Raw genomic sequence first — 25,665 nt, forward strand, 5'->3', positions numbered from 1 at the left:
ATGGCCGGCGCAATTTCCCGTCTTGGCGCAAGCAGCCCGGCTGACCTGCGCGAAGCCACTGCCGAGTCGCCCTGGGTGAAGTACACCTTGATCACGATTGCGGTGCTGTTCCTCGGCCTGTTCCTGTTCATCCCGCTGGCCTCGGTGTTCTACGAAGCGCTGCGCAAGGGCGTGGACACCTATCTGGCCGCACTGGTGGAGCCGGACGCGGTCTCCGCCATCCAGCTCACGCTGCTGGTGGCGGCCATCTCGGTGCCGCTGAACATCGTGTTCGGCGTGGCGGCGGCCTGGGCCATCGCCAAGTTTGAATTCCGTGGCAAGAACCTGCTGATCACGCTGATCGACCTGCCGTTCTCGGTGTCGCCCGTGATCTCGGGTCTGATCTACGTGCTGATGTTTGGCGCGCAGGGCTGGTTCGGCCCGTGGCTGGAAGCCCACGACATCAAGATCCTGTACGCGGTGCCCGGCATCGTGCTGGCCACGATCTTCGTCACGTTCCCGTTCGTGGCGCGCGAACTGATTCCGCTGATGCAGTCGCAGGGCAGCGAGGAAGAAGAAGCCGCCATCGTGCTGGGCGCGTCGGGCTGGCAGACCTTCTGGCACGTGACGCTGCCCAATATCCGCTGGGGCCTGCTGTACGGCGTGATCCTGTGTAACGCGCGGGCGATGGGCGAGTTTGGCGCGGTGTCGGTGGTCTCGGGCCATATCCGCGGCCTGACCAACACGATGCCGCTGCACGTGGAAATTCTCTACAACGAATACAACTTCGCGGCCGCGTTCGCCGTGGCGTCCCTGCTGACGCTGCTGGCATTGGTCACACTGGGTATCAAGACGCTGGTCGAAATCCGCGCCGGCAAGGAACAGGAGGCACCATGAGCATTCAGGTCCGCAACGTACAGAAGCAGTTTGGCGACTTCGTGGCGCTCAACGATGTCTCGCTCGATTTCGCCGAAGGTGAACTGACCGCGCTGCTGGGGCCGTCCGGATGCGGCAAGACCACGCTGCTGCGCATCATCGCCGGCCTGGAACGTGCCGACTCCGGACAGGTGGTGCTGTCCGGGCAGGATGCCTCCACCCAGCACGTGCGTCAGCGCAACGTGGGCTTTGTGTTCCAGCACTACGCGCTGTTCAAGCACATGACCGTGTTCGAGAACGTGGCGTTCGGCCTGCGCGTGAAACCGCGTAACGAGCGTCCGTCGGAAGCGAAGATTCAGGAGAAGGTGAAGTCGCTGCTGCAACTGGTGCAACTGGACTGGCTCGGCGACCGCTACCCGGCGCAGTTGTCTGGTGGCCAGCGTCAGCGGATTGCACTGGCCCGCGCGCTGGCCGTGGAGCCGCGCGTGCTGCTGCTCGACGAACCGTTCGGCGCGCTTGACGCCAAGGTGCGCAAGGAACTGCGCCGCTGGCTGCGCCGCCTGCATGACGAACTGCACGTGACCAGCGTGTTCGTCACGCACGACCAGGAAGAGGCGCTGGAAGTGGCGGATCAGGTCGTGTTGATGAACAAGGGCAGCGTCGAACAGTTCGGCACGCCCGAAGCGGTGTACAACCATCCGGCCACGCCGTTCGTGTTCGGCTTCCTCGGCAACGTGAACCTGTTCCATGGCCGGCTGGAAGTGGGCGATAGCGGCGGCCTGCTGCACACCGGTGACTCCGTGCTGCCCGTGATTGGCAGCGGCCACGAGACGGCTGGCGATGCGGTGGCCTATGTGCGGCCGCATGACCTGGATCTCGAACGCTATGCGCCGGGTACTGACGGCATCGCCGTCACGCTGCGCCGCGCGCTGACGCTGGGCCCGGTGGCCCAGCTCGAACTGGAGCGCGAGGACAATCAGGATGTGATCGAGGTGGCGCTGCCGCTCGAACGCTTCCGCCATCAGGGCTTCCGCGAAGGGGAACTACTGGCGGTGCGTCCGCGCCAGTTGCGGGTCTTCAACCGTGGGCAGGCAGTACAGGAACAAGGAACGGCGAAATGAACTTCCAGCAACTGCGATCGATCCGCGAGGCGGTGCGCCGCCAGTTCAACCTGACCGAAGTCGCCAACGCGCTGTACACGTCGCAGCCGGGTGTGTCGCGCCAGATCCGCGAGCTTGAGGAAGAACTCGGTGTGGAAATCTTCGAGCGCTATGGCAAGCGTCTGACCGGCCTGACCGAACCCGGCCGCGAGATCGTGCGCATCGTCGAGCGGCTGCTGCTGGAGGCGGAGAACCTGCGGCAGGCCGGCGACGAGTTCGCTGGCCGACATACCGGCCGGCTGACCGTGGCCACCACCCACACGCAGGCACGCTACGCCTTGCCCAAGGTAGTGCAGAGCTTCCGCCGCGAGTATCCCCATGTGACGCTGGCGCTGCAGGAGGCGTCGCCCGCGCATATCGTCGAATTGTTGCTGACGGGGCAGGCCGATATCGGCATCGCGACCGAGGCCGTGGCGAACGAGGCCGGGCTGACTTCCTTCGAGGCATATAGCTGGCAGCACGTGATTGTGGTGTCGCCGGAGCATCCGCTGACGCGCCTGCCCGAACCCACGCTCGAAGACCTCAGCAATTTCCCGATCATCACGTACGATGCCGGCTTCACGGGCCGCCGCAAGATCGATGGCGCCTTTGCCGAAGCCGGACTGCAGCCCGAGATCGTACTGACCGCCATGGATGCCGATGTGATCAAGACTTACGCCGAGCTGGACCTGGGCGTGGGCATCATCGCGTCGATGGCCTATGACCAACGCAAGGACGCCGGTCTGGTGAAGATCGAGGCCGGCCATCTGTTCTCGCCCAACACCACCAGTGTTGCGGTGCGGCGGGGCGCCTACCTGCGCGGCTACGCGCATGCGTTCATCAACATGTTTGCACCGCATCTGTCGCGCGACACGGTGTCCACGGCGCTGGCCGAGGCATCGAACCGGGCGGTCGTGGAGGCGTGATCTGTCCGGCGGTCAGGCAAGCGGCGTTGAAACGATCGTTTGTCTGACGAGTCTGCCGGGGGTCATAAGCAGACCCTTCGGTCGCGGGCCGGGCCCTCTGGCGCCCGTTGCCGCCCCTTCGTCGCACGACTCTTTCCTCGCGTCACGCTCCGGCGTACAGTCCACTCGACGCGGCCCTCTGGTTTAGCCCGATGCACGGGGCCGCCTGTGCTGCAGTGCATCACAGAATGACACGCGGCTGGCTGGAACCAAGGGAGGGAGAGACCCCATGCGCATGTCGTGCGCGGTGCCGTCACGGCTCAATATCCTGGCACGAGACCTGCTGTTCGTGCTCTGCATGAACACGGTGATCGCGGTCAGCCTGAATTACGGGTTCCAGACCGGCGGCTCGCTGGTGCAGAACTTTGTCTATAGCCAGTTGATCGGGCTGGCCATCTGGGTACTCATCGATATTCCGCGCGTGCTGATCTGGTGGAACGACCGGCCGCGCCGCTGGCCGTTCATGTGCCTGGCCGTGGTGGCCGTGCCGCTGGGCGTGGTGGCCGGAAGCTGGGCCACGCGCGTGGTGCTGAACCTGCCGGTGAAAGACGCCGCCGCCACGGGCGACATGCTGCGCATGTGCCTGATCGTCGGCATGCTGGCATCGGCGAGCATGATCTATTTCTACTGGTCGCGCGAGAAGCTGGCCTACCTCGAACGGCAGGCCGCGCTCGACGCCCTGCAGCGCGAGGAAGCCGAGAAACAGCTCGTGCGCGCCCAGTTGATGGCGCTGCAGGCGCAGATCGAACCCCACTTCCTGTTCAACTCGCTGGCCAACCTCGACGGTCTGATCGCCACCGATCCGCGCGCAGCACGCCAGTTGCTGCAGCGGCTGATCGGATTCCTGCGCATGTCGCTGTCACACACCCGTGCCGAGCATTGCACGCTGGCGCAGGAGTTCGAACTGCTGCGCAGCTATCTCGATATCCAGGGCATGCGCTTCGGTGCGCGGCTCGACTATCGTATCGACCTGCCGCCGGCATTGGCCGATGCCGAGATTCCGCCGATGCTGATCCAGCCGCTGGTGGAGAACGCGGTGACGCATGGGATCGAGCCCTGCATGCGTGGCGGCAACATCGTGCTGTCCGCCCGTGAAGCCGGGGAGGGCAACCTGGAGGTGGTGATTTCGGACACTGGTGTGGGCTTTACGCATAGCCAGGGCAGCAAGGGTGGTTCTGGCCTTGGCCTGACTCATGTGCGCGAACGCCTGGCGCGGATCTTTGGTGCCGCGGCGACCATGCAGATGGAAGAGAACACGCCGCGCGGCGTGGTGGTGCGGCTGACGCTGCCGCTCACACGCAGCGCAGAGCCGACCATTGCCCCGATGCGCGCCACGCATGCGGGTCGTGCTGCCGCACCCACCGGTGCGACGCCGGCCACGCCCTGATCGTCCCCTTCGATTTCGCCCCCTTTTTGTCCATGTCCCCGACCCTGCTGATCGCCGACGACGAATTGCTGCTCGCCCGTGTCCTCGAGGCCGAACTGAAAGCCCTGTGGCCTGACGCCACGATCTCCGCCGTGGTGCACGACGGCGTGTCCGCCCTCGACGCCGCGCGCGAGCACCAACCCGATGTAGCCTTCCTCGATATCCGCATGCCGGGCATGAGCGGCATGGACGTGGCCCGCGAATTGATCGAGTTCGACCGCCCGCCGCTGGTGGTCTTCGTCACCGCGTACGACCAGTTTGCGCTCGAAGCATTTGAACGTGCTGCGGTGGACTACGTACTCAAGCCGGTGCAGCACGAGCGGCTGGAAGCCACGGTGGATCGGCTCAAGGCAAGGCTGGCCGCCAAGGCGGTTGAAGAAGACGAGGAGGCTTCGACCACCGACATCGGCACGATGGTCGATGCGGACCGGCTCGCGCAACTGTTACATCGGCTGGAATCGCTGGAGCGTCCCGCTGCGGCACGTGGCCAGTACCTGCGGTTCATCAAGGCGCTGGTGGGGCAGGAGGTACGCATCATTCCGGTGGACGAAGTGGTCTACCTCGCCGCCACCGACAAGTACGTCAATGTGGTATCCACCAGCGGCGAAGCACTGATCCGCACGAGCCTGCGTGAACTCACGCAGCAGCTTGATCCGGACCGCTTCTGGCAGATCCATCGTGGAACGGTGGTGAACATCGATTGCGTGGCGAGCGCGGTGAATCAGTCGCTGGGACGGCTGTCGCTGAAACTGCGTGATCGACCGGAATCGCTGCCGGTGGCGCGGCAGTATGCGCATTTGTTCAAGCAGATGTAGGGATGTTTATTTTGCCTCTGGGTGTTCTCCCCTCTCCCTCCGGGAGAGGGGAGCTAAAATCCCACCATCCATCCACCCAGGAAGCCTCCATGCCCCGCGTATTCGTCTACGGCACGCTCCGTGCCGGCGAGGTCAACGATCTGAATCGTGCTGCCGAACGCCACGGCATCGAACCCCCGACCTTGCTCGGTACGGGCAGCGTGGCAGGGCGGCTCCATGACTTCGGCACCTATCCCGGTCTCGTGCTTGATCCTGTCGCTGGCCCGGTCTTCGGTGACATCTACGACATCCCCGAAACGCTGCTGCCCGTACTCGACGAAATCGAAGAGGTGTATCCCGGTCAGGCCACGCTGTTCATCCGCGAATCTCGCGTGGTGAAGCTGAACGGCGTCGCCACCGACTGCCTGCTGTATCCCGTAGCCGAGTCCGCCGTAGCCGGCCTCGCGCGTATCGACAGCGGCGACTGGGTGGCTTACCGACAGGCACGCGACACGTCCGCAGCCGCAGCCTGAAACTTCCTCGTTTCAAACGCCGGTGCACACGTTGCAGCGGCGTTAGCATGGCTCCCGACATTCCTTTCCGTCGAGACCATGGCCTTCATCCCCATCCGTTTCCGCATCGATACCGGCACCCTCCGTCTGGAGGCTTCGGCCTGGGGCGATCCCGCGCAGCCGGTGGTCGTGCTGGTCCACGGCTATCCGGACAACCGCCATGTCTGGCAGGCTGTGGCGCAGGAGCTGGCCGCGCGCTTTCATGTGATTGCCTATGACGTGCGCGGCGCCGGTGCATCGGATGCACCGCCGAACGTCGCCGACTATCGGCTGGAGCGGCTGGCCGACGATTTCATCGCGGTGATCGATGCCGTCTCGCCCAATCGCCCGGTGCATCTGGTCGGGCACGACTGGGGATCGATCCAGGGCTGGGAGTTCGTGACCGATCCGCGACTGTACGGGCGCATCGCGTCGTTCACCTCATGTTCGGGGCCGAGTCTCGATTACGCGGCGCAGTCGCTGCGGCAAGGCGGGCGCCGCCAAAAGGGCCAATGGACGGCCACCCTGCGGCAGGCGCTGGCGTCCTGGTACATCGTTTTCTTCCATATTCCGAAGCTGCCCGAATGGCACTGGCGGCTCTGGCTCGGCCGCCACTGGCCCACGTGGCTACGCATGACCGAAGGGCTCCACACTGCCGCCAACCCCACGCAGACCGCCGATGGGGTGCAGGGCCTGCGCCTGTATCGCGCCAATTTCCGCGCGCGGCTGCGCGCGCCGAGGGATCGCCGGCCGCATGCGCCGATCCAGGTCATCGTGCCCACGCGGGACCGTTACGTCAGACCCGCATTGACCGAGGATCTTGGGCGATGGGTCGCGCAACTGTGGCGCCGCCAGATCGACGCCCACCACTGGCTCCCCCTGGCTCAACCGCAGCGCATGGCGGCCATGGTGGGGGAGTTCGTTGACCATATCGGCGGCGCGCCGGCATCCCCCGCACTGGAGCGCGCCCGCGTGACCTCTGAGGCTGCCAAAATTTCATGATGTGGAATGATGTTTTGGTCTGCAGGAATACATGGGTGCGTAGCACAAGCGCCATTTCTCATCATGAAAGAGCGCTTGCCGCATCGTGAAATTACATCGGTAAGTCGTTGAATCTACGCAGTTATTTTCCCTGTGCGAAAACGCACGGGAGGCTTGTTGCGACGCGGAAGCCTTCCCTACACTCTTATATAAGACACATGACCTGAGACGCCGCAAACGATGGCGCCAGGGTCGTCCCCCAGGAGAGTGAACATGACGTCGTCGCGCCAACAACAGATCGAAGCCCTGCAGAAGGATTGGGACACGAACCCGCGCTGGAAGGGTGTGCAACGTCATTTCACTGCCGAGGACGTGGTGCGACTGCGCGGCTCCGTCCAGATCGAGCACACGCTGGCCCGCCGTGGTGCCGAAAAACTCTGGCACTTGCTGAATACCGAACCGTTCGTCAATACGCTCGGCGCGCTCACCGGTAATCAGGCCATGCAGCAGGTGAAGGCGGGTCTCAAGGCCATCTACCTGTCGGGCTGGCAAGTGGCTGGCGACGCCAATCTCGCTGGCGAGATGTATCCCGACCAGTCGCTGTATCCGGCCAACTCGGTGCCGATGGTCGTCAAGCGCATCAACAACACGTTCCAGCGCGCCGATCAAATTCAGTGGAGCGAAGGCAAGGGCGACACCGATTTCTTTGCGCCGATCGTGGCCGATGCCGAAGCCGGTTTCGGCGGGGTGCTCAACGCGTTCGAACTGATGAAGTCGATGATCGAAGCCGGCGCGGCAGGCGTCCACTTCGAAGATCAACTGGCGTCGGTGAAGAAGTGCGGCCACATGGGCGGCAAGGTGCTGGTGCCCACCCGCGAAGCCGTGGCCAAGCTGACCGCCGCGCGACTGGCTGCCGATGTCTCGGGCGTGCCGACCCTCGTCATTGCCCGTACCGATGCCGAGGCGGCCGATCTGCTGACCTCGGACGTGGACGAGCGCGACCAGCCGTTCCTGACCGGCGAGCGCACCGTGGAAGGGTTCTACCGCACCAGGCCGGGTATCGATCAGTCGATCGCCCGCGCGCTGGCCTACGCCGAAGTGGCGGACCTCGTCTGGTGCGAAACCGGCAAGCCAGACCTGGAGTTCGCCAAGAAATTTGCCGATGCGGTGCATGCGAAATTCCCGGGCAAGATGCTGGCCTACAACTGCTCGCCGTCGTTCAACTGGAAGAAGAACCTCGACGATGCCACCATCGCCAAGTTCCAGCGCGAACTGGGTGCGATGGGCTACAAGTTCCAGTTCATCACGCTGGCTGGCTTCCACTCGCTGAACTACTCGATGTTCAATCTGGCGTACGGCTACGCCCGCCACCAGATGTCGGCGTTCGTGGAGTTGCAGGAGTCGGAATTCGCCGCCGCCGAGAAGGGCTTCACCGCCGTCAAGCACCAGCGCGAAGTGGGCACCGGTTACTTCGACGCCGTGACGCAGACCATCGAAGGCGGCCAGTCATCGACCACCGCATTGAAGGGATCGACCGAGGACGAGCAGTTCTTTGAAGACAAGAAGGTGGCCTGACGAATTAGGCAGGAAGGCAGGGAGAGGAAGGGGAAAGCAGGAGAGAGAAGGGTAATTCGGGAAGCGGCGCGCGACCATCGTGCCGCTTGGTTTGGCCCCGCGTCGGCAACCCCGACGCGGGTTTTTTACGAGACATCATAAAAACGATGCTGGCGTCGTTGCCGTTGCCGCTGCCGCGCCGTACCGTTTGTACTGTCTGCGGCAGCGGCGCCTAGCCAGCACCGCTGCGCTTCGTTTTTCTGATGTCTCGTGAAGCGTGCAGTTACCGATAAACAATCACTGGAATATCCGTATGCGTCAGGACTTTCTGGGTCTCGCTGCCGAGCAGCAGGCCCGATAGCCCGCGCCGGCCGTGCGACGCCATGAAGATCACGTCGCAGCCATGACGCTCCGCCGCGTCGATGATGCCGAGGTAGGGCACTGCGAAGGTGCTCATGTCGGCGTCGAAGGGCAGGCCATCGGCCACGGCGGCGCTTTCGATTTCCTTCAGGTAGAGCCGTGCCTGGTTCTCGATGCGTTCCTTGAACGCTTGCGGGGCCTCGACCACGATCTCGCTGAAGGGCGTATACGGATACTCCTCCAGGCAGACGTAGGCGGTAACGCGTGCGCCAATGGCCTTGGCCAGTTCCAGGCCACCGTCGATGGCTTTTTTCGACAGTTCCGAACCGTCGGTGGGTAACAGGATGTGCTTGAACATACCGGACCTCCTTGCGCGAGTGGACGGGGAAGCAGGCGATCAGTGCGTGCCTGTGTGATTCGATTGTAGTCAGTGTGCAGTCTGCGTCATTGCCATTTATCAAGAAAATGCGATTGCGCACGCATTTAAAACGTGGTTCAGGCAACCACCGCGTGCACTTCGGCGGCGGCACTGGTCGGCGCCTGTTCCGCGCGGCGCCAGTAGGCGGGGTTGCCGTAGGTGTTCTTGAGATGGTCGATGAACAGACGCACGCGCAGCGGCAGGTGCTTGCGCTGCGGGAAGACGGCGTGGATGCCGATGGGTGGCGCCTGGAATTCGTCGAGCACGGTCACGAGGTGGCCGCTGACGATTTCCTGGCCAACTTCCCACCAGGAGCGCCACGCCAGACCGTGGCCCTGCAGGCACCAGGCGTGAAGCACGGCGCCGTCGGTGCATTCCATGGTTCCGCCCACCTTGACGGTGACGGCGCGGCCATCCTGCTGGAAGACCCAGCCGCGCTGCACGTTGGCGCTGGCGCCGAAGGCCAGGCAGTTGTGGCGCGACAGGTCTTCGGGCAGTTGCGGCGTGCCAGCGCGGGCCAGATATTCGGGCGAGGCCACCACGACGCGGCGGTTCTCGGCCAGCCGGATGGAGACGAGGCTGGAATCGGGCAGGTCGCCGAGGCGGATGGCGCAGTCGAACCCTTCGTTGACGAGGTCGACCACGCGGTCGGAAAGATCGAGCGTCAGGGTGACGTCCGGGTGGGATTCGATGAACAGCGGCACCAGCGGCGCCACGTGCTTGCGGCCGAAGCCCGCCGGAGCCGTCACGCGCAGGTGGCCACTGGCCTTGACGCCACCGGCCGAGACGCTGGCCTCGGCATTGTGCAGGTCGTTCAGGATGCGTTGGCAGTCTTCGAGGAAGGCCGAGCCTTCGAAGGTGAGCGTGATCTTGCGGGTGGTGCGGACCAGAAGCTTGACGCCGAGACGCTCTTCGAGCGCGTCGATGCGGCGGCCGATGATCGCTGGTGCCACGCCTTCGGCGGCAGCGGCGGCAGAGAGGCTGCCACGTGACGCTACCGATACAAAAGTCTCGAGCTGCTTGAAATGATCCACGATTGTTAGCTCGCTGATATACGAGTCTTGATGAGGATGGCCAAGATTAGTAGCGGAAAAGTAAAAGATCAAGTGACCCGGTCCGACTTTGCCGCACTGCAGCGTCTCTCTACAATGCACTGCATTCAAACGTGTACAGGCTGACTCAGTCCTTCGATGAACAAGATTCGCGCAGTCGTTTTCGATGCCTACGGCACGCTGTTCGACGTGTATTCCGTCACGGCGCGCGCGGAGCAACTGTTCCCGGGCAAGGGCGAGGCCCTGGCGCTGCTTTGGCGCGAACGGCAGATCGACTACACGCGCCTGCGTTCGCTGGCCGCACCGGACGGGGCGCGTTACAAGCCGTTCTGGGACATCACGATCGACGCGTTGCGCTATGCGGCGGATCGGCTGGGCTTGAAGCTCGACGAGGCCACCGAGGCGCAGATGCTCAAGGAGTACGCATGCCTCTCGGCATTCCCCGAGAATCTGAGCGTGCTCAAGCGCCTGCGCCGTGCGGAGCTGCCGCTGGGCATCCTGTCCAACGGCAATCCGCAGATGCTCGACATCGCGGTCAAGAGCGCAGGTATGCACGGCTTGTTCGACCACGTGCTGTCGGTGGATGCGGTGCGCCAGTACAAGACCGCGCCGGCAGCGTATGCGCTCGGTCCGCAGGCATTCAACCTGCCGGCCAGCGAGATTTTGTTTGTGTCGTCGAACTGCTGGGACGCATGCGGCGCCACCTGGTTTGGCTACACCACTTTCTGGATTAACCGTGCCGGACACCCGGCGGAGCGCCTCGACGTGGCGCCCACCGGCACCGGGCACGACATGAACGACCTGCTCGACTTTGTCACTGCCGCTGGCGTGACGGTCTGAGCCAGGCCAACCCTCGATCACCATCGCATACAGGAGAAGACTGATGGCTATCACGCTGCCCGCGGGCATGAAGATTACCGGCGAGATCCTGCCGGCCTACGAAGACATCCTCACGCCGGAAGCCCTGGCCCTGGTGGACAAGCTGCACCGCGCCTTCGAGCCGCGCCGCCAGGAACTGCTGGCTGCGCGCGTCGAGCGCGCCAAGCGCCTCGATGCCGGCGAAATCCCCGACTTCCTGCCGGAAACGAAGAACATCCGTGAAGGCGACTGGCAAGTGGCCCCGGTGCCGCCGGCACTGGAATGCCGCCGCGTGGAAATCACGGGTCCGGTCGAAGCCAAGATGGTGATCAACGCCTTCAACTCGGGCGCTGACAGCTACATGACCGACTTCGAGGATTCGAACACCCCGAACTGGCACAACCAGATGCAGGGTCAGGTCAACCTGAAGGCTGCCGTGCGCCGCACGCTGACGCTGGACAGCAACGGCAAGCACTACAAGCTGAACGACAAGATCGCCACGCTGCAAGTGCGTCCGCGCGGCTGGCACCTGGAAGAGAAGCACGTCACCATCGACGGCAAGCGCATCTCGGGCGGCATCTTCGACTTCGCGCTGTTCCTGTTCCACAACGCGAAGGAGCAGCTCGCACGCGGCGATGGCCCGTTCTTCTACCTGCCGAAGATGGAAAGCCATCTGGAAGCCCGCCTCTGGAACGACATCTTCGTGATGGCGCAGAAGGAAGTGGGTCTGCCGCAAGGTACGGTCAAGGCCACGGTGCTGATCGAAACGATCCTGGCCGCGTTCGAAATGGAAGAAATCCTGTACGAACTGCGCGACCACAGCGCTGGCCTGAACGCTGGCCGTTGGGACTACATCTTCTCGTGCATCAAGAAGTTCAAGGTGGACAAGAACTTCTGCCTGGCCGACCGCGCCAAGGTGACGATGACCGCGCCGTTCATGCGCTCGTACGCACTGCTGCTGCTGAAGACCTGCCACAAGCGCGGTGCACCGGCCATCGGCGGCATGAGCGCGCTGATCCCGATCAAGAACGATCCGGAGAAGAACGCCATCGCCATGGAAGGCATCATCAGCGACAAGCGTCGCGATGCCACGGACGGCTACGACGGCGGCTGGGTGGCTCACCCGGGCCTGGTGGCACCGGCCATGAAGGAGTTCGTGGATGTGCTGGGTGACAAGCCCAACCAGTTCGGCAAGCAACGCATGGACGTGGAAGTGAAGGCGGCAGACCTGCTGAACTTCCAGCCCGAAACGCCGATCACCGAGCACGGCCTGCGCATGAACATCAACGTGGGCATCCATTACCTGGGCGCCTGGCTGGCCGGTAACGGCTGCGTGCCGATCCACAACCTGATGGAAGACGCCGCTACCGCAGAGATCTCGCGCTCGCAGGTGTGGCAGTGGATCCGCTCGCCGAAGGGCAAGCTCGAAGATGGCCGCAAGGTCACCGCCGAACTGGTGCGCGCGCTGATTCCGGAAGAACTGGCAAAGGTCAAGGAAGTGGCCGGCACCGGCCCCACCTACGACCGCGCCGCCCAGATCTTCGAACAGATGTCGACGTCGGAAGATTTTGCAGAGTTCCTGACGCTGCCGCTGTACGAAGAGGTCTGATCGACAATCTCTGTCGGTTTGCTCCCCTCTCCCGCTTGCGGGAGAGGGGCAGGGGGTGAGGGCAAGCGGTACAACTTGCGATGTGGTCGGCAAGCAGACCCTCCAGCCCTCTCCTGCAACCCCTCTCCCATTTCATGGGAGAGGGGAGCCAGACAGCCCAACCGCCACCACATCCCCCGCTCGAAACCCGCATAATACGGAGAACTACGATTTGGGAGAGTGAAGTTGCGTTTCGAGCATCTGGTTGAGATCAATGACCCCAACAACCCTGGCCTGGAGCCGCTCTCGGCGGATCAACTCTGGCAGGGGCTTGTGCTGCGGGCCGAATCGCCCGAGCTGTTCGTGCTGGGCCTGGACCGCGCGGAAGTCACCGAGCGGGGCGAAGGCTGGATCGAGCGCGTGCTGCATTTCGGCCAGGCCAATATTCGCGACCGCGTGGTATTCGAGCCGCGCCGCATGGTGCGTTACGAAACCAAGCCCACCGCCGAACACGCAGGCGGTTCGCTCTCGATGATCATCGAAACCCCGACGCCCGTCGCGTTGCTGGTGCGCTTCATCTACGAAACGACCATGCCCAATGTGGATGCCATGGGCGACGACCGCTACGCCGAGATCGTGAAGTCTGCCTATCACGAGGCCGACCTCGACACCGTTCGCAAGATTCGCGAGATTGCCGCCACGGGGCAACTCGGGTGAGCGGCCCATCCACTGCGCCGGCACGTACCGGCAGCGGGGATGCAAACGGAGGAGGGAGCGGCGGCATGGGTGGTGAATCCGAGCCGCCACGCGGCGGACCCACGCGCGCCGAGCTGCGCGCCCGCTATGGTCCGCGCCTGCGTTGGCTGATCCTGATGACGTTGATGCTCGGCACGATGTCTTCCATCGTGTCGTCGACCATCGTCAACGTCGCCATTCCCGACCTCAGCCGACATTTCACGCTGGGGCAGGAGCGCGCCCAGTGGGTGGCCGCCAGCTTCATGATTGCCATGACGCTGTCGATGCTGCTGACGCCGTGGCTGCTGAATCGCTACGGCCTGCGCCGCACGTTCATCGGCACGCTGATCCTGCTCGGCGCCGGGGGCCTGATCGGCGGATTCTCTCCGACCTTCGGTGTCATGCTGGCGATGCGCGTGGCCGAGGGCATCGCAGCCGGCATTCTTCAGCCGCTGCCCAATATTTTCATCCTGCGCTTCTTCGAGGAACGCGAGCAAGGCAAGGCGCTGTCGCTATTCGGCTTCGGCGTGGTGCTGGCGCCGGCCATCGGGCCTAGCCTGGGCGGCTTCCTCGTAGAACTGTTCGGCTGGCGCTCGATCTTCTTCGTGGTGGTGCCGCTGACACTGGCCGGCCTCTGGATGGCGCGGCGTTACATGGCCGTGGACTCGTCGATGATGGGCGAGCGCAAGCCGCTGGACTGGCGAGGGCTGGCGCTGGTCGGCGTGGCGACGGTCAGCCTGCTCAACGGCGTGGTGGAACTGCGCAATGACCTGACGGCGGGCCTGATGCTGTCCGGCTTCGGCGTGGTGATGTTGGTCGGCTTCGTGGCGTGGCAACTGCGCGCACCGGATCCACTGATGAACATGCGGCTCTACAGCTATCGCCAGTTCTCGGCCGGCGCCGTGGTGGCGTTTATCTACGGGGCGGGGCTGTTCGGCTCGACGTACCTGCTGCCGGTCTACATGCAGACCGCGCTGGCCTATACGCCTTCTGCGGCAGGTCTGGTGCTGATGCCCGCGGGCATTGCGCTGGCCGTGACCATTGCCATTGCGGGCCGGCTGACCAACCGCATCCTGCCGCATCGGCAGGTCTCGTTCGGACTGGCGCTGCTCGCGGGTTCGTTCCTGCTGATGGCGACCGGATCGCTGGCCACGCCTTACGTGCTGCTGGTGCTGTATGCGGTGATTGGGCGAATCGGGCTGGGGTGCATCCTGCCTTCGCTGACACTCGGGTCGATGCGCGGCGTGGATTTCTCGCTGATTGCGCAGGGATCGAGCTGCATCAACTTCGTGCGGCAACTGGGCGGTGCCATCGGCGTGAGCCTGGCCGGGGTAGGGCTGCAATGGCGCCTGGGCCACCACGGCGCCGATCTGACGGCCGGCGGCGGTGCGGCCGCCGAAGCGGCCCGTATTCATGCCTTCGACGAGACCTTCCTGGCGGTAGGACTCGTCATTGCCACGGCGATTCTCGCGGCGTGGCGAATCAGGCCAAAACCCGCGCTGGGTGAGGGCGGGTCGACGGCTTAACTTTCCTTGCCAGCCAGCAGGTCTCCAACCAGTTCGACGTACTTCTGCCTGGCGTCATCCTGGCTGGTGCCCTTCAGGGCTTCCCACGCCTCGAATTTGTAGCGGCCAACGAAATCGGTCATGCCCGGCTTGTCGCCGTGCGCATCGCCCTCGGCACCTTGCTTGTACAGCGCGTACAGGCGCAGCAGCGTCATGTTGTTGGGACGCTCGGACAGCGTCTTGACGTCGAGTTGGGCCTGGTCGAAACGGGCTTGCAGGTCGCTCATGGGGGTCTCCAGTTAGGGGTATCGATAGCAGTGGCCGATGATATCGCCAAGCCGCGCCCGTTTCAGACAAGAAAATAAGAGGGAGGCTTCGGTTCTGAAGGCGGCGATGTGCGGATCGGCGCGGTGGCAAGGATCTCGCGGAACACGCGCCTGCCTCCCATGCAGCTTCCCCCCGACAGCGATTACAATCGCTGCCATGTCCTGGATCCTTGCTGTAGAGACCTCCACAGAGTGGTGTTCCGTCGCTCTCGGGCGCGCCGCCGCTGACGGCGCCCTCGAGTGTTTTTCCCGTCATGAGCACACCGGCGCGCGCTCGTCGTCGCGGGTGTTGCCGGCTGCCGCCGAGGTGCTGGCCGAGGCTGGTATCAAGCTGGCCGACTGTGCCGCGATTGCCTTTGGCGCCGGCCCCGGCTCGTTCACTGGCCTGCGTACCGCTTGTGGCGTGGCGCAAGGGCTGGCCTTCGGTGCCGAACTGCCCGTGATTCCCGTCAACGTCCTGATGGCGTGTGCCGAAAGTGCGCGTGGCGCCATGCCGATGCCGGCTGATGTCTCGGTCCTCGTGGCGCTCGATGCGCGCATGGACGAAGCCTATTCGGCGTGTTTCCAGTGGAAGGCGGGCGAATGGTCGATGACGGGTGCCATGGGTGTGGGCGCGCCGGAAGCTATCGTGCGGCCCGACGGCGAGTTCTGGCTGGCCGGTAACGGTGCGGCCGTGTTCGGCGAGCGGCTTGACGTGGCCGCGCAGGCCAGCCGCGTGTTGCCCGAGGCCATGCCCGACGCGCGGGCCATGGTAGCCATCGGCCTGCGGGCGCTCGCCCGGGGCGAGACCATCGACGCGGCCGAGGCCATGCCGATCTACGTGCGCGACAAGGTGGCCCAGACGATCGCCGAGCGCGCGGTCGTGGCTGCCGAGAAAGCCGAAAAGCTCAAGGCCGCCCAAGCGGCCGGAGGAGGCGCACCATGAGCGCCGCGATGCTGCCCGATCCGGCGGATCGTCCGCTGCAGCCGTCATGGCCGACGATTCCCGCCATGCCGACGCTTTCTCCCGGCTGGGCGCTGGACCACATGACCGCGCGCGACCTGCAAGCCGTGGCCGAGATCGAACTGCGCGCTTACTCCCATCCGTGGACACGCGGGAATTTTGAGAATTCTCTCAAGGCGGGCCACCGCGGGCTGACGCTACGCGACCCTTCGAATACGCTGGTCGGCTACGCGATGCTGATGCCGGTGGTCGACGAGATGCATCTGCTGAACATCACCGTCGATCCCGCCCGCCAACGCCAGGGCCTGGGCCGGCTGCTGCTGGCCATCGCGCTGGCCACCACGCACGACAGCAATCTCCATACGATGCTGCTCGAAGTGCGGCCGTCGAATCTCGGCGCGCTGGCGCTCTACGTGGAAGCCGGTTTCGTCGAGATCGGGCGCCGCAAGGGGTACTACCCGGCCACGGCGCTGGGCCGCGAGGATGCACTGGTGCTGCGCCGCATGTGGTCGGAAGGCGCGGAAGGAGAGTCGGCATGACGCGCCGCGCGCTGTTCCTCGAAGCGCTGGGCATCCCTGTGGAATGGGTGCCACGCAATGCCGTGTCCGCAACGGAAGCCGACAGCGAGACCGTTGTCGAAGCCGATGTGGTGCTGCCTGAGCTGCCACCCCAAGTGATTGTCCGCGAGACCGTGGCGGTAATGGCAGCCGCCGATCTCGCGCGCGATGCCGTCCTCGATGCCCCAATCGATACCGCCCCGGAACCCGCCGACCTCGCCGAAACCATCGAGGCGTTCGATGCCCCCGGCGAAGCAGCGCCGCGTCCGGTACGACAACCTTCCGCCGACCCGCAAGCCCAGACCGATCGAGAAGCCGCCATCGCCGCGATGGACTGGCCCGCGCTGGCCGAGAGCGTGGCCAACTGCACGGCCTGCGGGCTGTGCAACACGCGCACCAACACCGTGTTTGGCGTGGGGGACCAGCAGGCCGAGTGGATGTTCGTTGGCGAGGCGCCTGGCGAGAACGAGGATCTGCAGGGCGAGCCGTTCGTCGGCCAGGCGGGCAAGCTGCTCGACAACATGCTCGGCGCGCTGGGACTGGCGCGCGACCGCAACGTCTACATCGCCAACGTGCTCAAGTGCCGGCCGCCCGGCAACCGCAATCCCGAGCCGGACGAGGTGGCCCTCTGCGAGCCGCACCTGAAGCGCCAGATCGCGTTGCTCAAGCCGAAGGTGATCGTCGTGCTGGGACGCTTTGCCGCGCAGACTTTGCTGCGGTCGGATACGCCGATCGGCAAGCTGCGAAACACCGTCTACGCCTATGAAGGCATCCCGGTCGTGGTGACCTATCACCCGGCCTATCTGCTACGCACATTGACCGACAAGGCTCGCGCCTGGGAGGACCTGTGCCTGGCCCGCGAGGTACACCATCGTGCGGGAGCTCAAGCCTGATCTCGTGCAACCGGGCACGCCGGGCGGCACCGTGCCGACCGGTGCCGATGCACGCGTGCCGCTCTGGCGCACCGCCCCGTCGCAGCGTACGCGAGACCTGGCGTGGTGTACGTTATCGCCGCCGCTGTTGTCGGCGCTACCTGATGAATACCATCGCGAAGTTGCCCGGCTGGCGCAGTGGCCGGCTGGAGCTCGCGCAGCCTGGCAGGCATGGCTCGGTTATGCCGATCCCGGTACGCTCCCCGAGACCATCGCAGAACTGAGCGGGCACCCTGACCCCACGGGCAGCCGCAGCCTCCGGCTGGGCCGGCATGCCGAGCGGTTGCTGCATTTCGCGCTTCAGCACGCACCGGGCATGACGCTGATGTCGGCCAATGTGCCGATCCGCCGTGCCAACGGGCATGGCATCCAGACCCTTGGCGAACTCGACCTGATCTGGCGGGACCCTGCACAGGACCAGGTCGTGCATTGGGAGATGGCAGCCAAGTTCTACCTGATGGTCGATGGCGTGGCGGACCGTCGCGCGTTCGTGGGGCCGAACTTGGTAGACCGTCTGGGCGACAAACTCGATCACATCGTGCGGCGTCAGTTGCCGCTGGGCCGGACAACCGAGGCCGAGGCGCTGGTCGGTGCTCCCGTGAACCGTAGCGAAATCTATCTGCTGGGCTGGCTGTTCTATCGCGACGGGGTGCTGCCGCCGGGACTCGCATCGCTCGGAATTGCGCCCGATCATCTGCATGGCTGGTGGTCCACGCTCGATGCCTGGTATGCGCGCGCCGCCGCGCAGGATCATGGCACCACCCGCTGGTGCCGCCTGCCGCGCGTGGACTGGCTGTGTGGGGCACGTGTGAGCGAGGCTGGCACCGAGGACGCCGCCACGTTGCGCGACACGCTGGCGCGGCGCTTTGCCGATCCGGAGCAGGTGTGGCGCCGCGAGGCGCCAGTGATGATCTGCGAACTGGAACCGGCGGTGAACGAGCCTGGCGTCTGGGTGGAGCGGTCGCGCGGATTTGTCGTGCCGCCAGATTGGGAGGCGAGGGCGGCGCTGCGAGCCACCCGTCCATAGAAAAAGCCGCCTGGGCAGATGCTGCAGGCGGCTTTTTTGTTGCTGACCAACGCAAGCGGCGTGGTCAGTGATGCTTGTCTTCGCCGATCATCGCCAGCGAGTTGTAGACCTTCACGTTGTGCTTGTGCAGGCGCATCACCAGCGCCATGGTCGCGCAGATGAACAACCCCAGCGCCACGATGACGAAGCCGATCGGCACATTGAGCTTGATCAACAGTGCGTACAGGCACAGCATCAGCAGCACCGACACGTTCTCATTGAAATTCTGTACGGCAATCGAATGGCCGGCGGACAGCAGCACGTGTCCGCGGTGTTGCAGCAGCGCGTTCATCGGCACCACGAAGTAGCCCGACATGGCACCCACGATGGCCAGGAATACGTAGGCGATGGCCATGTGTAGCGGCATCGCCATGCCCAGCACGTCAAGCGTGACGGCCGGCATGGTGTCCTTGGTATAGAACGCCATCAGCATGACGGTGGCGCCCATGGCCACCCCGAACGGCAGTACTGACAGCGAGCGGCGCAGCGGAATGCGTGCGGCAGCCGCGATGGCACCCACGGCCACACCCACGGCCACCACGGCCTGCAGCAGTGCGCCCTGCGAGAGATTCAGGCCCAGCGACTTCTCGGCCCACTTGAGCACGATGAACTGCAGCGTGGCGCCCACGCCCCAGAACAGCGTGGTCACGGCCAGCGAGATCTGGCCCAGCTTGTCGCGCCACAAGGCGATAAAGCAGTCGCCGAACTCGGCAATCAGCTTGATGGGGTTCTTTTCCTGCTGGGGATAGCGGGCGCCGGTGTCCGGAATGAAGAAGTTGAAGACCGCCGCGATCAGATAGAAGAACATGATCACCACCATCGCCGCTTCGGCGGGGGTGGTGATGCCGGTGTCGATGAAGGGGAGGTCCCAGCTCAGCAGGATAGACGACAGGTGGACCGAGATCAGCGCGCCGCCCACGACGGTGCCGAGAATGATCGAGCCGACCGTGAGGCCCTCGATCCAGCCGTTGGCCATCACGAGTTTTTCGGGGGGGAGCAGTTCGGTGAGGATGCCGTACTTGGCGGGTGAGTATGCCGCCGCGCCGAATCCGACGATGCCATAGGCCAGCAGCGGATGCAGTCCGAACATCATGATGGCGCAGCCGACGATCTTGATCGAGTTGGTGATCAGCATCACCTTGCCCTTGGGCATCGAATCGGCAAAGGCGCCCACGAATGCAGCCAGCACCACATAGGACAACACGAAGAACAGCTTGAGCAGCGGGGTCATCCACTGCGGGGAATGCAACTCGGTGAGAAGGGCAATGGCTGCGATGAGCAAGGCATTGTCGGCCAGCGACGAGAAAAACTGCGCGGCCATGATTGTGTAGAAACCCTTCTTCATACCTTGAACTTTGTCTCCATCGCGGATATCCGTGTGGACGGGCAAAAGCGCGCCGGCCGGCAGCGCCACAGCTTGCAGGGAACCTGTCGCGCCGGCCTTGTCAAACTGGGTCGGCGGCTTGGTCCGCACGCGTCGTGCAGCTTGCCTCACAGTCATTGACATATTGCATCTCTTTCAAAACATGGCCGGAGCGTCCGGCTTTATATCACGAAACAACGACATTTCAGCACATTGCGGGACGCGTATTGGACAGTACATCCACGGATGGTTTCCCCGACGCGAGGTTCCCGATGTGTTCAAATATCGCCTGCGCTACGTGGCCACGGCTGCGCGGTCCTGCACCTCCGGAGCGTCCGGAATGCCTGCCGCTGCACGGTGCCAGCCTCAGTAACGCCCCATTCCGCCAGGATGCCGACCGGGTTTCCCCGATCGGCGGCCGGCAAAGTGCTACATCCATGCCAAGACCCATTCACGCCGTCATCCACCAGCCAGCGCTGGCCAACAACCTCGAAGTGGTGCGCCGCCATGCGCCCAACTCCCGCGTATGGGCCGTGGTCAAGGCCAATGCCTACGGGCACGGCATCCGCCGCGCCTTCGCGGGCCTGAAAGGCACCGACGGCTTCGGCCTGCTCGACCTCAACGAAGCCGTTTTGCTGCGCGAACTCGGCTGGCAGGGACCCATCCTGCTTCTGGAGGGATTCTTCCAGCCGCAAGATGTTCCCCTGATCGAGCAATACCGCCTGACCACTGCCGTGCATTGCGAGGAACAATTGCGGATGCTGGAGCAGGCCCGGCCCAAGGGGCCGCTGGCCATCCAACTCAAGCTGAACACCGGGATGAACCGCCTTGGCTTCCGGCCGGCGCAGTACCGTGCCGCCTGGGAGCGGGCGCGGACAATGTCTTTTTTGGGAAGTATCGATCACATGACGCATTTCTCGGACGCGGACAGCCCGCGCGGGATTGCGCACCAGATCGAAGCATTCGAGGCCGCCACGGCCAACCTGCCGGGCGAGGCGTCGCTGTCCAACTCTGCAGCGGTGCTGTGGCACCCATCGGCGCACCGCAACTGGGTGCGCCCTGGCGTGATCCTGTATGGCGCGTCGCCAACCGGTCTGTCGGCCGATATCGCCGAGACGGGTTTGCAGCCGGCCATGTCGCTGCATAGCGAACTGATCGGCATCCAGGATTTGCAGCCCGGCGATACGGTTGGCTACGGTTCGATGTTCACGGCGGACCGCGCGATGCGGATTGGCGTGGTGGCCTGTGGCTATGCCGATGGCTATCCGCGCCACGCGTCCGGCTGGGGCGAGCGACGTGCGCCAGTGCTGGTAGATGGTGTGCGCACGGAACTTGTGGGCCGGGTGTCGATGGACATGATCTGCGTGGACCTCACGCCTTGCCCCAAGGCAAAGGTCGGCGCGCCGGTCACGCTCTGGGGCCACGGCCTGCCGATCGACGATGTGGCCGCCGCTGCGGGCACCGTCGGGTACGAACTCATGTGCGCACTCGCGCTGCGGGTGCCGACCACGGTGGCCATGCTGACCACCGCCGATCCTGTCAGCCACGGCTGATCCCGTACCGTCCCGCCTCCTTTCGTATCGATTTGCAGATGGCAAAAGCGAAGACCGTTTATAGCTGTACCGAGTGCGGCGGCACCACGCCGCGCTGGGCGGGCCAGTGCCCGCAGTGCAATGCGTGGAACACGCTCGTGGAGAGCGTGGCCGAGACAGGTTCCTCGACCGCGCGGCGTTTCCAGCCGCTGGCAGCATCGGCCGTGGTGCGCAAGCTCAGCGAGATCGAGGCAGCAGATGTGCCGCGTTTCTCATCGGGAATCGACGAGTTCGACCGCGTGCTCGGGGGCGGATTGGTCTCCGGCGGGGTGGTGCTGATCGGCGGTGATCCCGGCATTGGGAAGTCCACGCTGTTGCTGCAGGCGCTGGCCAACCTGTCGGCCAGCAAGCGCGTGCTGTATGTGAGCGGCGAGGAATCGGGCGCCCAGATCGCCTTGCGGGCGCAGCGGCTGGGCGTGGAAGCGGCGTCGCTGGGCCTGCTGGCCGAGATCCAGCTGGAGAAGATCCAGGCGGCGCTCGATGCCGACAAGCCTGATGTGGCCGTGATCGACTCCATCCAGACGCTGTACTCGGAGGCGCTGACCTCGGCGCCGGGCTCGGTGGCCCAGGTGCGCGAATGCGCGGCGCAACTGACGCGCATCGCCAAGAGCACGGGCATCACGATCATCCTCGTGGGGCACGTGACCAAGGAGGGCAGCCTGGCCGGCCCCCGCGTGCTGGAGCACATCGTCGATACGGTGTTGTACTTCGAGGGCGATACCCATTCGTCGCACCGGCTGATCCGTGCCTTCAAGAACCGGTTCGGCGCAGTCAACGAACTTGGCGTGTTTGCGATGACCGAGCGCGGACTGCGCGGCATCAGCAACCCGTCGGCGCTATTTTTGTCGCAGCATGAAGAGCAGGTGGCCGGCTCCTGCGTGCTGGTGACGCAGGAGGGTACGCGACCCTTGCTGGTGGAGGTGCAGGCGTTAGTGGATACGGCCAACGTGCCCAATCCGCGCCGGCTGGCCGTGGGCCTGGAGCAGAACCGGCTGGCGATGCTGCTGGCCGTGCTGCACCGTCACGCGGGCGTGGCGTGCTTCGACCAGGACGTATTCCTGAACGCGGTGGGCGGGGTCAAGATCACCGAGCCGGCAGCCGACCTGGCCGTGCTGCTGTCGATCCATTCGTCGATGCGCAACAAGCCACTGCCGCGCGGGCTGGTGGTGTTTGGCGAAGTGGGTCTGGCGGGTGAGATCCGGCCCAGCCCACGCGGTCAGGAGCGTCTCAAGGAAGCGGCGAAGCTGGGCTTTACGATGGCCGTGATTCCGAAAGCCAATGCCCCGAAGCAGCCGATCGAGGGGATCGAGGTGATCGCGGTGGACCGGCTGGAGCAGGCCATCGACCGGGTGCGGCATTTTGACTGAGTCTGTTTGCGCAGGGGTCAGGATCACCCGTTGAAAAATGGGTAATAATGCGCCTCGACGCCATTCCTGCTGCTAACTCATGCAAGCCAACTCCAGAGCTTATTTCCTGCTGATTGCCATCCTTTCCTTCGCGATGGTCGGCGCCGCACTCTATCTGCAGCATGTCGAGGGCTACCAGCCGTGCCCGCTCTGCGTCATGCAGCGTTTTGCTTTCGTAGGCATCGGCATCTTCTCGCTGCTGGCTGCTATCGCACAGAACATCCGCACGCTGTGGCAGGGGCTGGGCATGCTGTCCGGCGTGGCTGGCATCGCCGTGGCGGGATATCACGTGTCGCTGCTGCTGAATCCCAAGGCTTCGTGTGGCATCGACCCGCTGGAGAACTGGGTCAACCAACTGCCAACAGCCCGTCTGTTGCCGCAACTGTTCTACTCGGACGGCCTGTGCACCGCGCCGCTGCCCCCGCTGCTGGGTCTGTCGATCCCGGCGTGGTCATTGATCTGGCTGGTGATTCTGACGCTGACGCTGGCGGTGGGGTTGATTCGGCGGGAGAAGCATTATCGTTACTAAACTGCCACGGGTTTGCTCCCCTCTCCCTCTGGGAGAGGGGCGGGGGTGAGGGCAAGCGGTGCAACTTGCAACGAGGTCAGCAAGCAGAACCTCCGGCCCTCACCCCCAACCCCTCTCCCGCAGGCGGGAGAGGGGAGCCAGAACAGATTGAGCTGATCTAAGCAATCTGCTCAATCTGCTCCTGCAACTCCAGCCACCGCTCTTCAAGCTGATCCAGTTCGCCGGTCACCTCGCCCTGGCGTTTCAGCATCTCCATCAGCTTCGACTTGTTGGCCTCTTCATAGCTTGAAGAATCGGCCATGAACGCATCGATCACGGCCTTGTCGGCCTGCAGCGTCGACATGCGTTTCTCCACCTTTTCCAGTTCCTTGGTCAGCGGCTTGCGCAGGATCGACAGGCGTTGGCGTTCGTCGGCTTCGGCGCGACGCTGGTCCTTGCGATTGACGCTCGGCGTGCCATCGGTCGATTCCGACGCATGGCTGGCCACGGCGGCGTTGCGCTTGGCGGCGGCCTGTTGCAGCAGCCAGTCGCGGTAGTCGTCGAGGTCGCCGTCGAACGGACGGATCGTGCCGTCCGCCACCAGCATGAACTGGTCGGACGTGGCGCGCAGCAGGTGGCGATCGTGCGAGACCAGGATCAGCGTGCCTTCGAACTGGGCCAGTGCCATGGTCAGCGCTTCGCGGGTGTCGAGGTCCAGGTGGTTGGTCGGCTCGTCGAGCAACAGCAGATTGGGCTTTTGCCAGACGATCAGCGACAGGGCCAGTCGCGCCTTCTCGCCGCCCGAGAACGGTTCGATGGGCGACGTTGCCATGTCGCCCCGGAAGTTGAAGCTGCCGAGGAAGTCGCGCAGTTCCTGCTCGCGGACGTCGGGCGCCAGGCGGGCCAGATGCTGCAGCGGGGAATCATGGTCACGGAGGGTTTCGAGCTGATGCTGGGCGAAGTAGCCGATGACCAGGCCCTTGCCCAGCCGTACGGTGCCGTTCATCGGCGGCTGGGTGCCGGCCAGCGTCTTGACCAGTGTGGACTTGCCCTGGCCGTTGGCGCCGAGCAGGCCAATGCGCTGCCCGTTCTGGATCGACATCGCCAGCTTGTGCAAGATGGTGACGGGCGGCTCGGCCTCGGCGTAGCCGCAGTCCACACCTTCGAGCACCATCATCGGGTTCGGCGCCGAATCGGGCTCGCGGAACTCGAAGGCGAAGCCAGCGGCCACATGCACCGGCGCCAGGCGCTCCATCTTCTCCAAAGCCTTGACGCGGCTCTGCGCCTGCCGGGCCTTGGTGGCCTTGGCCTTGAAGCGCGTGATGAAAGACTCCAGATGCGCGATTTCCTTCTGCTGGCGCGAGTAGGCCGATTGCTGCTGGGCCATCTGCTGCAGCCGCATCGTCTCGAATTGCGTGTAATTGCCGCCGTAGCGCTTCAACTGCTGGTTCTCGATGTGCACCGTCACGGTGCAGATGGCATCGAGAAACTCGCGATCGTGCGAAATCATGACGAGCGTGCCCTGATAGCGTGCAAGCCAGTCTTCCAACCAGACGATGGCGTCGAGGTCCAGGTGGTTTGTCGGTTCGTCGAGCAGGAGCAGGTCCGAGGGGCACATCAGCGCCTGGGCCAGGTTCAGGCGCATGCGCCAGCCGCCGGAGAACGAGGCCACTGGCTGCGAGACCTGCGGCAGCGTGAAACCCAGCCCCAGCAACAGCGCCTCGGCTCGCGCAGCGGCGGTGTAGCCATCGGCATCGGCATAGGCCGCATGGGCTTCGCCTTCCGCCGATCCGTCGCCGCTGGCCTGCGCGGCGGCAATCTTCGCTTCGATATCGCGCAGGCGCGTGTCGCCATCGATCACGTACTCCACCGCAGTGCGTCCCACGGCAGGCGTTTCCTGCGCGACGTGGGCAATCCGCCATTGGGCCGGCACGAAGAGATCGCCGCCATCCGGGTGCAACTCGCCGCGCAGCATGGCGAACAGCGTGGATTTACCGCTGCCATTGGCGCCAACAAGGCCCACGCGCTCCCCGGGGTTGAGCGTGACGGTGGTGTGGTCGAACAGCACCTTGGTGCCGCGCTGGAGGACAAGCTGGTCGATTCGTATCACGGAGGGAAGCGGAAACGGGTTCTTTTGGCAGGCCGGCATTGTAGCGCGCCATGGGTTGCGGCTCTCCGAGGCTTACCGGGA

The 25,665-nt window shown here is 64.5% G+C and carries 24 protein-coding genes; 19 read left to right on the plus strand and 5 right to left on the minus strand.

Going from position 1 to position 25,665, the window contains the following annotated elements:
* The 8 genes from cysW (at nucleotide 1) to aceA (ending at nucleotide 8,286) form a co-directional block, all read left to right on the plus strand.
* Complete coding sequence (gene cysW / locus FFS21_RS06005) at nucleotides 1-876, plus strand: sulfate ABC transporter permease subunit CysW (RefSeq protein WP_137924000.1); 876 nt, start codon at nucleotides 1-3, stop codon at nucleotides 874-876.
* A complete protein-coding gene (locus FFS21_RS06010; RefSeq protein ID WP_137924001.1) occupies nucleotides 873-1,976 on the plus strand; it encodes a sulfate/molybdate ABC transporter ATP-binding protein in 1,104 nt (367 codons plus the stop codon). The genes cysW and FFS21_RS06010 overlap by 4 nt, the downstream gene beginning before the upstream one ends.
* Nucleotides 1,973-2,920, plus strand: coding sequence for a CysB family HTH-type transcriptional regulator (locus FFS21_RS06015; protein ID WP_137924002.1), 948 nt, complete (start codon nucleotides 1,973-1,975; stop codon nucleotides 2,918-2,920). Before FFS21_RS06010 ends, FFS21_RS06015 begins: the two co-directional genes overlap by 4 nt.
* Nucleotides 2,921-3,188: 268 nt before the next feature.
* Nucleotides 3,189-4,346, plus strand: a complete 1,158-nt coding sequence (locus tag FFS21_RS06020) for a sensor histidine kinase (protein ID WP_137924003.1) — start codon at nucleotides 3,189-3,191, stop codon at nucleotides 4,344-4,346.
* Between the two features lie 32 nt (nucleotides 4,347-4,378).
* Nucleotides 4,379-5,200 (plus strand): LytR/AlgR family response regulator transcription factor, encoded by an 822-nt coding sequence (locus tag FFS21_RS06025; protein ID WP_137924004.1) that lies wholly within the window; start codon nucleotides 4,379-4,381, stop codon nucleotides 5,198-5,200.
* An 89-nt stretch (nucleotides 5,201-5,289) separates the two neighbouring features.
* Nucleotides 5,290-5,712 (plus strand): gamma-glutamylcyclotransferase family protein, encoded by a 423-nt coding sequence (locus tag FFS21_RS06030; protein WP_137924005.1) that lies wholly within the window; start codon nucleotides 5,290-5,292, stop codon nucleotides 5,710-5,712.
* A 78-nt stretch (nucleotides 5,713-5,790) separates the two neighbouring features.
* Nucleotides 5,791-6,732: an alpha/beta fold hydrolase gene (locus FFS21_RS06035; RefSeq protein ID WP_137924006.1), complete on the plus strand. Its 942-nt coding sequence runs from the start codon at nucleotides 5,791-5,793 to the stop codon at nucleotides 6,730-6,732.
* A 252-nt stretch (nucleotides 6,733-6,984) separates the two neighbouring features.
* The gene (gene aceA / locus FFS21_RS06040; RefSeq protein ID WP_137924007.1) at nucleotides 6,985-8,286 is read left to right on the plus strand and encodes an isocitrate lyase; all 1,302 of its coding nucleotides are present in this window, start codon (nucleotides 6,985-6,987) and stop codon (nucleotides 8,284-8,286) included.
* A gap of 262 nt (nucleotides 8,287-8,548) precedes the next feature.
* On the opposite strand, the gene FFS21_RS06045 is transcribed toward aceA, so the two are convergent.
* Nucleotides 8,549-8,983, minus strand: a complete 435-nt coding sequence (locus tag FFS21_RS06045) for a universal stress protein (protein ID WP_137924008.1) — start codon at nucleotides 8,981-8,983, stop codon at nucleotides 8,549-8,551.
* Nucleotides 8,984-9,120: 137 nt separating this feature from the next.
* Complete coding sequence (locus tag FFS21_RS06050) at nucleotides 9,121-10,149, minus strand: LysR family transcriptional regulator (protein ID WP_370459282.1); 1,029 nt, start codon at nucleotides 10,147-10,149, stop codon at nucleotides 9,121-9,123.
* Between the two features lie 84 nt (nucleotides 10,150-10,233).
* Between FFS21_RS06050 and FFS21_RS06055 the strand changes: the two genes are divergently transcribed.
* The 4 genes from FFS21_RS06055 to FFS21_RS06070 all read left to right on the plus strand — a co-directional run bounded on the left by FFS21_RS06055 (nucleotide 10,234) and on the right by FFS21_RS06070 (nucleotide 14,802).
* Complete coding sequence (locus tag FFS21_RS06055; protein ID WP_137924010.1) at nucleotides 10,234-10,935, plus strand: haloacid dehalogenase type II; 702 nt, start codon at nucleotides 10,234-10,236, stop codon at nucleotides 10,933-10,935.
* 43 nt (nucleotides 10,936-10,978) lie between these two features.
* Complete coding sequence (gene aceB / locus FFS21_RS06060; RefSeq protein WP_137924011.1) at nucleotides 10,979-12,562, plus strand: malate synthase A; 1,584 nt, start codon at nucleotides 10,979-10,981, stop codon at nucleotides 12,560-12,562.
* A gap of 225 nt (nucleotides 12,563-12,787) precedes the next feature.
* Nucleotides 12,788-13,258, plus strand: a complete 471-nt coding sequence (locus FFS21_RS06065; RefSeq protein ID WP_137924035.1) for an SRPBCC family protein — start codon at nucleotides 12,788-12,790, stop codon at nucleotides 13,256-13,258.
* 65 nt (nucleotides 13,259-13,323) lie between these two features.
* On the plus strand, nucleotides 13,324-14,802 hold the full coding sequence (locus FFS21_RS06070; RefSeq protein WP_171020331.1) for a DHA2 family efflux MFS transporter permease subunit: 1,479 nt from the start codon (nucleotides 13,324-13,326) through the stop codon (nucleotides 14,800-14,802).
* Here the strand turns inward: FFS21_RS06070 and FFS21_RS06075 are convergent.
* Nucleotides 14,799-15,068, minus strand: coding sequence for an acyl-CoA-binding protein (locus tag FFS21_RS06075; RefSeq protein WP_137924013.1), 270 nt, complete (start codon nucleotides 15,066-15,068; stop codon nucleotides 14,799-14,801). The two genes, FFS21_RS06070 and FFS21_RS06075, sit on opposite strands and share 4 nt — an antisense overlap.
* Nucleotides 15,069-15,264: 196 nt before the next feature.
* Here FFS21_RS06075 and tsaB point away from each other — a divergent pair, with 196 nt between their 5' ends.
* Genes tsaB through FFS21_RS06095 form a run of 4 tightly spaced genes read left to right on the plus strand, consistent with a single transcriptional unit; the run spans nucleotide 15,265 to nucleotide 18,566 of the window.
* The gene (tsaB, locus tag FFS21_RS06080; protein ID WP_137924014.1) at nucleotides 15,265-16,032 is read left to right on the plus strand and encodes a tRNA (adenosine(37)-N6)-threonylcarbamoyltransferase complex dimerization subunit type 1 TsaB; all 768 of its coding nucleotides are present in this window, start codon (nucleotides 15,265-15,267) and stop codon (nucleotides 16,030-16,032) included.
* Nucleotides 16,029-16,589 (plus strand): ribosomal protein S18-alanine N-acetyltransferase, encoded by a 561-nt coding sequence (gene rimI, locus FFS21_RS06085; protein ID WP_137924015.1) that lies wholly within the window; start codon nucleotides 16,029-16,031, stop codon nucleotides 16,587-16,589. The genes tsaB and rimI overlap by 4 nt, the downstream gene beginning before the upstream one ends.
* On the plus strand, nucleotides 16,586-17,500 hold the full coding sequence (locus tag FFS21_RS06090) for a uracil-DNA glycosylase (protein WP_137924016.1): 915 nt from the start codon (nucleotides 16,586-16,588) through the stop codon (nucleotides 17,498-17,500). Before rimI ends, FFS21_RS06090 begins: the two co-directional genes overlap by 4 nt.
* A complete protein-coding gene (locus tag FFS21_RS06095) occupies nucleotides 17,481-18,566 on the plus strand; it encodes a DUF1853 family protein (RefSeq protein WP_137924017.1) in 1,086 nt (361 codons plus the stop codon). The genes FFS21_RS06090 and FFS21_RS06095 overlap by 20 nt, the downstream gene beginning before the upstream one ends.
* Before the next feature lie 64 nt (nucleotides 18,567-18,630).
* Here the strand turns inward: FFS21_RS06095 and lplT are convergent, their stop codons facing one another.
* On the minus strand, nucleotides 18,631-19,950 hold the full coding sequence (lplT, locus tag FFS21_RS06100) for a lysophospholipid transporter LplT (RefSeq protein ID WP_137924036.1): 1,320 nt from the start codon (nucleotides 19,948-19,950) through the stop codon (nucleotides 18,631-18,633).
* Between the two features lie 455 nt (nucleotides 19,951-20,405).
* Between lplT and alr the strand changes: the two genes are divergently transcribed.
* The 3 genes from alr (at nucleotide 20,406) to FFS21_RS06115 (ending at nucleotide 23,495) form a co-directional block, all read left to right on the plus strand.
* Nucleotides 20,406-21,521, plus strand: a complete 1,116-nt coding sequence (gene alr, locus FFS21_RS06105; protein WP_137924018.1) for an alanine racemase — start codon at nucleotides 20,406-20,408, stop codon at nucleotides 21,519-21,521.
* 38 nt (nucleotides 21,522-21,559) lie between these two features.
* Nucleotides 21,560-22,927, plus strand: coding sequence for a DNA repair protein RadA (radA, locus tag FFS21_RS06110; protein WP_137924019.1), 1,368 nt, complete (start codon nucleotides 21,560-21,562; stop codon nucleotides 22,925-22,927).
* A 79-nt stretch (nucleotides 22,928-23,006) separates the two neighbouring features.
* On the plus strand, nucleotides 23,007-23,495 hold the full coding sequence (locus tag FFS21_RS06115) for a disulfide bond formation protein B (protein WP_137924020.1): 489 nt from the start codon (nucleotides 23,007-23,009) through the stop codon (nucleotides 23,493-23,495).
* Between the two features lie 157 nt (nucleotides 23,496-23,652).
* Here the strand turns inward: FFS21_RS06115 and FFS21_RS06120 are convergent, their stop codons facing one another.
* Complete coding sequence (locus tag FFS21_RS06120) at nucleotides 23,653-25,584, minus strand: ATP-binding cassette domain-containing protein (protein ID WP_137924037.1); 1,932 nt, start codon at nucleotides 25,582-25,584, stop codon at nucleotides 23,653-23,655.
* Nucleotides 25,585-25,665 lie beyond the last annotated feature (81 nt).

Source organism: Cupriavidus sp. 2SB (genome assembly GCF_005503625.1).
GTDB lineage: Bacteria > Pseudomonadota > Gammaproteobacteria > Burkholderiales > Burkholderiaceae > Cupriavidus.

What these genes read in the sequence shown, in the direction of transcription:
- cysW (WP_137924000.1), top strand. Translation starts at nt 1, where the DNA reads ATGGCCGGCGCAATTTCCCGTCTTGGCGCAAGCAGCCCGGCTGACCTG.
- FFS21_RS06010 (WP_137924001.1), top strand. Translation starts at nt 873, where the DNA reads ATGAGCATTCAGGTCCGCAACGTACAGAAGCAGTTTGGCGACTTCGTG.
- FFS21_RS06015 (WP_137924002.1), top strand. Translation starts at nt 1,973, where the DNA reads ATGAACTTCCAGCAACTGCGATCGATCCGCGAGGCGGTGCGCCGCCAG.
- FFS21_RS06020 (WP_137924003.1), top strand. Translation starts at nt 3,189, where the DNA reads ATGCGCATGTCGTGCGCGGTGCCGTCACGGCTCAATATCCTGGCACGA.
- FFS21_RS06025 (WP_137924004.1), top strand. Translation starts at nt 4,379, where the DNA reads ATGTCCCCGACCCTGCTGATCGCCGACGACGAATTGCTGCTCGCCCGT.
- FFS21_RS06030 (WP_137924005.1), top strand. Translation starts at nt 5,290, where the DNA reads ATGCCCCGCGTATTCGTCTACGGCACGCTCCGTGCCGGCGAGGTCAAC.
- FFS21_RS06035 (WP_137924006.1), top strand. Translation starts at nt 5,791, where the DNA reads ATGGCCTTCATCCCCATCCGTTTCCGCATCGATACCGGCACCCTCCGT.
- aceA (WP_137924007.1), top strand. Translation starts at nt 6,985, where the DNA reads ATGACGTCGTCGCGCCAACAACAGATCGAAGCCCTGCAGAAGGATTGG.
- FFS21_RS06045 (WP_137924008.1), bottom strand. Translation starts at nt 8,983, where the DNA reads ATGTTCAAGCACATCCTGTTACCCACCGACGGTTCGGAACTGTCGAAA.
- FFS21_RS06055 (WP_137924010.1), top strand. Translation starts at nt 10,234, where the DNA reads ATGAACAAGATTCGCGCAGTCGTTTTCGATGCCTACGGCACGCTGTTC.
- aceB (WP_137924011.1), top strand. Translation starts at nt 10,979, where the DNA reads ATGGCTATCACGCTGCCCGCGGGCATGAAGATTACCGGCGAGATCCTG.
- FFS21_RS06070 (WP_171020331.1), top strand. Translation starts at nt 13,324, where the DNA reads ATGGGTGGTGAATCCGAGCCGCCACGCGGCGGACCCACGCGCGCCGAG.
- FFS21_RS06075 (WP_137924013.1), bottom strand. Translation starts at nt 15,068, where the DNA reads ATGAGCGACCTGCAAGCCCGTTTCGACCAGGCCCAACTCGACGTCAAG.
- tsaB (WP_137924014.1), top strand. Translation starts at nt 15,265, where the DNA reads ATGTCCTGGATCCTTGCTGTAGAGACCTCCACAGAGTGGTGTTCCGTC.
- rimI (WP_137924015.1), top strand. Translation starts at nt 16,029, where the DNA reads ATGAGCGCCGCGATGCTGCCCGATCCGGCGGATCGTCCGCTGCAGCCG.
- FFS21_RS06090 (WP_137924016.1), top strand. Translation starts at nt 16,586, where the DNA reads ATGACGCGCCGCGCGCTGTTCCTCGAAGCGCTGGGCATCCCTGTGGAA.
- lplT (WP_137924036.1), bottom strand. Translation starts at nt 19,950, where the DNA reads ATGAAGAAGGGTTTCTACACAATCATGGCCGCGCAGTTTTTCTCGTCG.
- alr (WP_137924018.1), top strand. Translation starts at nt 20,406, where the DNA reads ATGCCAAGACCCATTCACGCCGTCATCCACCAGCCAGCGCTGGCCAAC.
- radA (WP_137924019.1), top strand. Translation starts at nt 21,560, where the DNA reads ATGGCAAAAGCGAAGACCGTTTATAGCTGTACCGAGTGCGGCGGCACC.
- FFS21_RS06115 (WP_137924020.1), top strand. Translation starts at nt 23,007, where the DNA reads ATGCAAGCCAACTCCAGAGCTTATTTCCTGCTGATTGCCATCCTTTCC.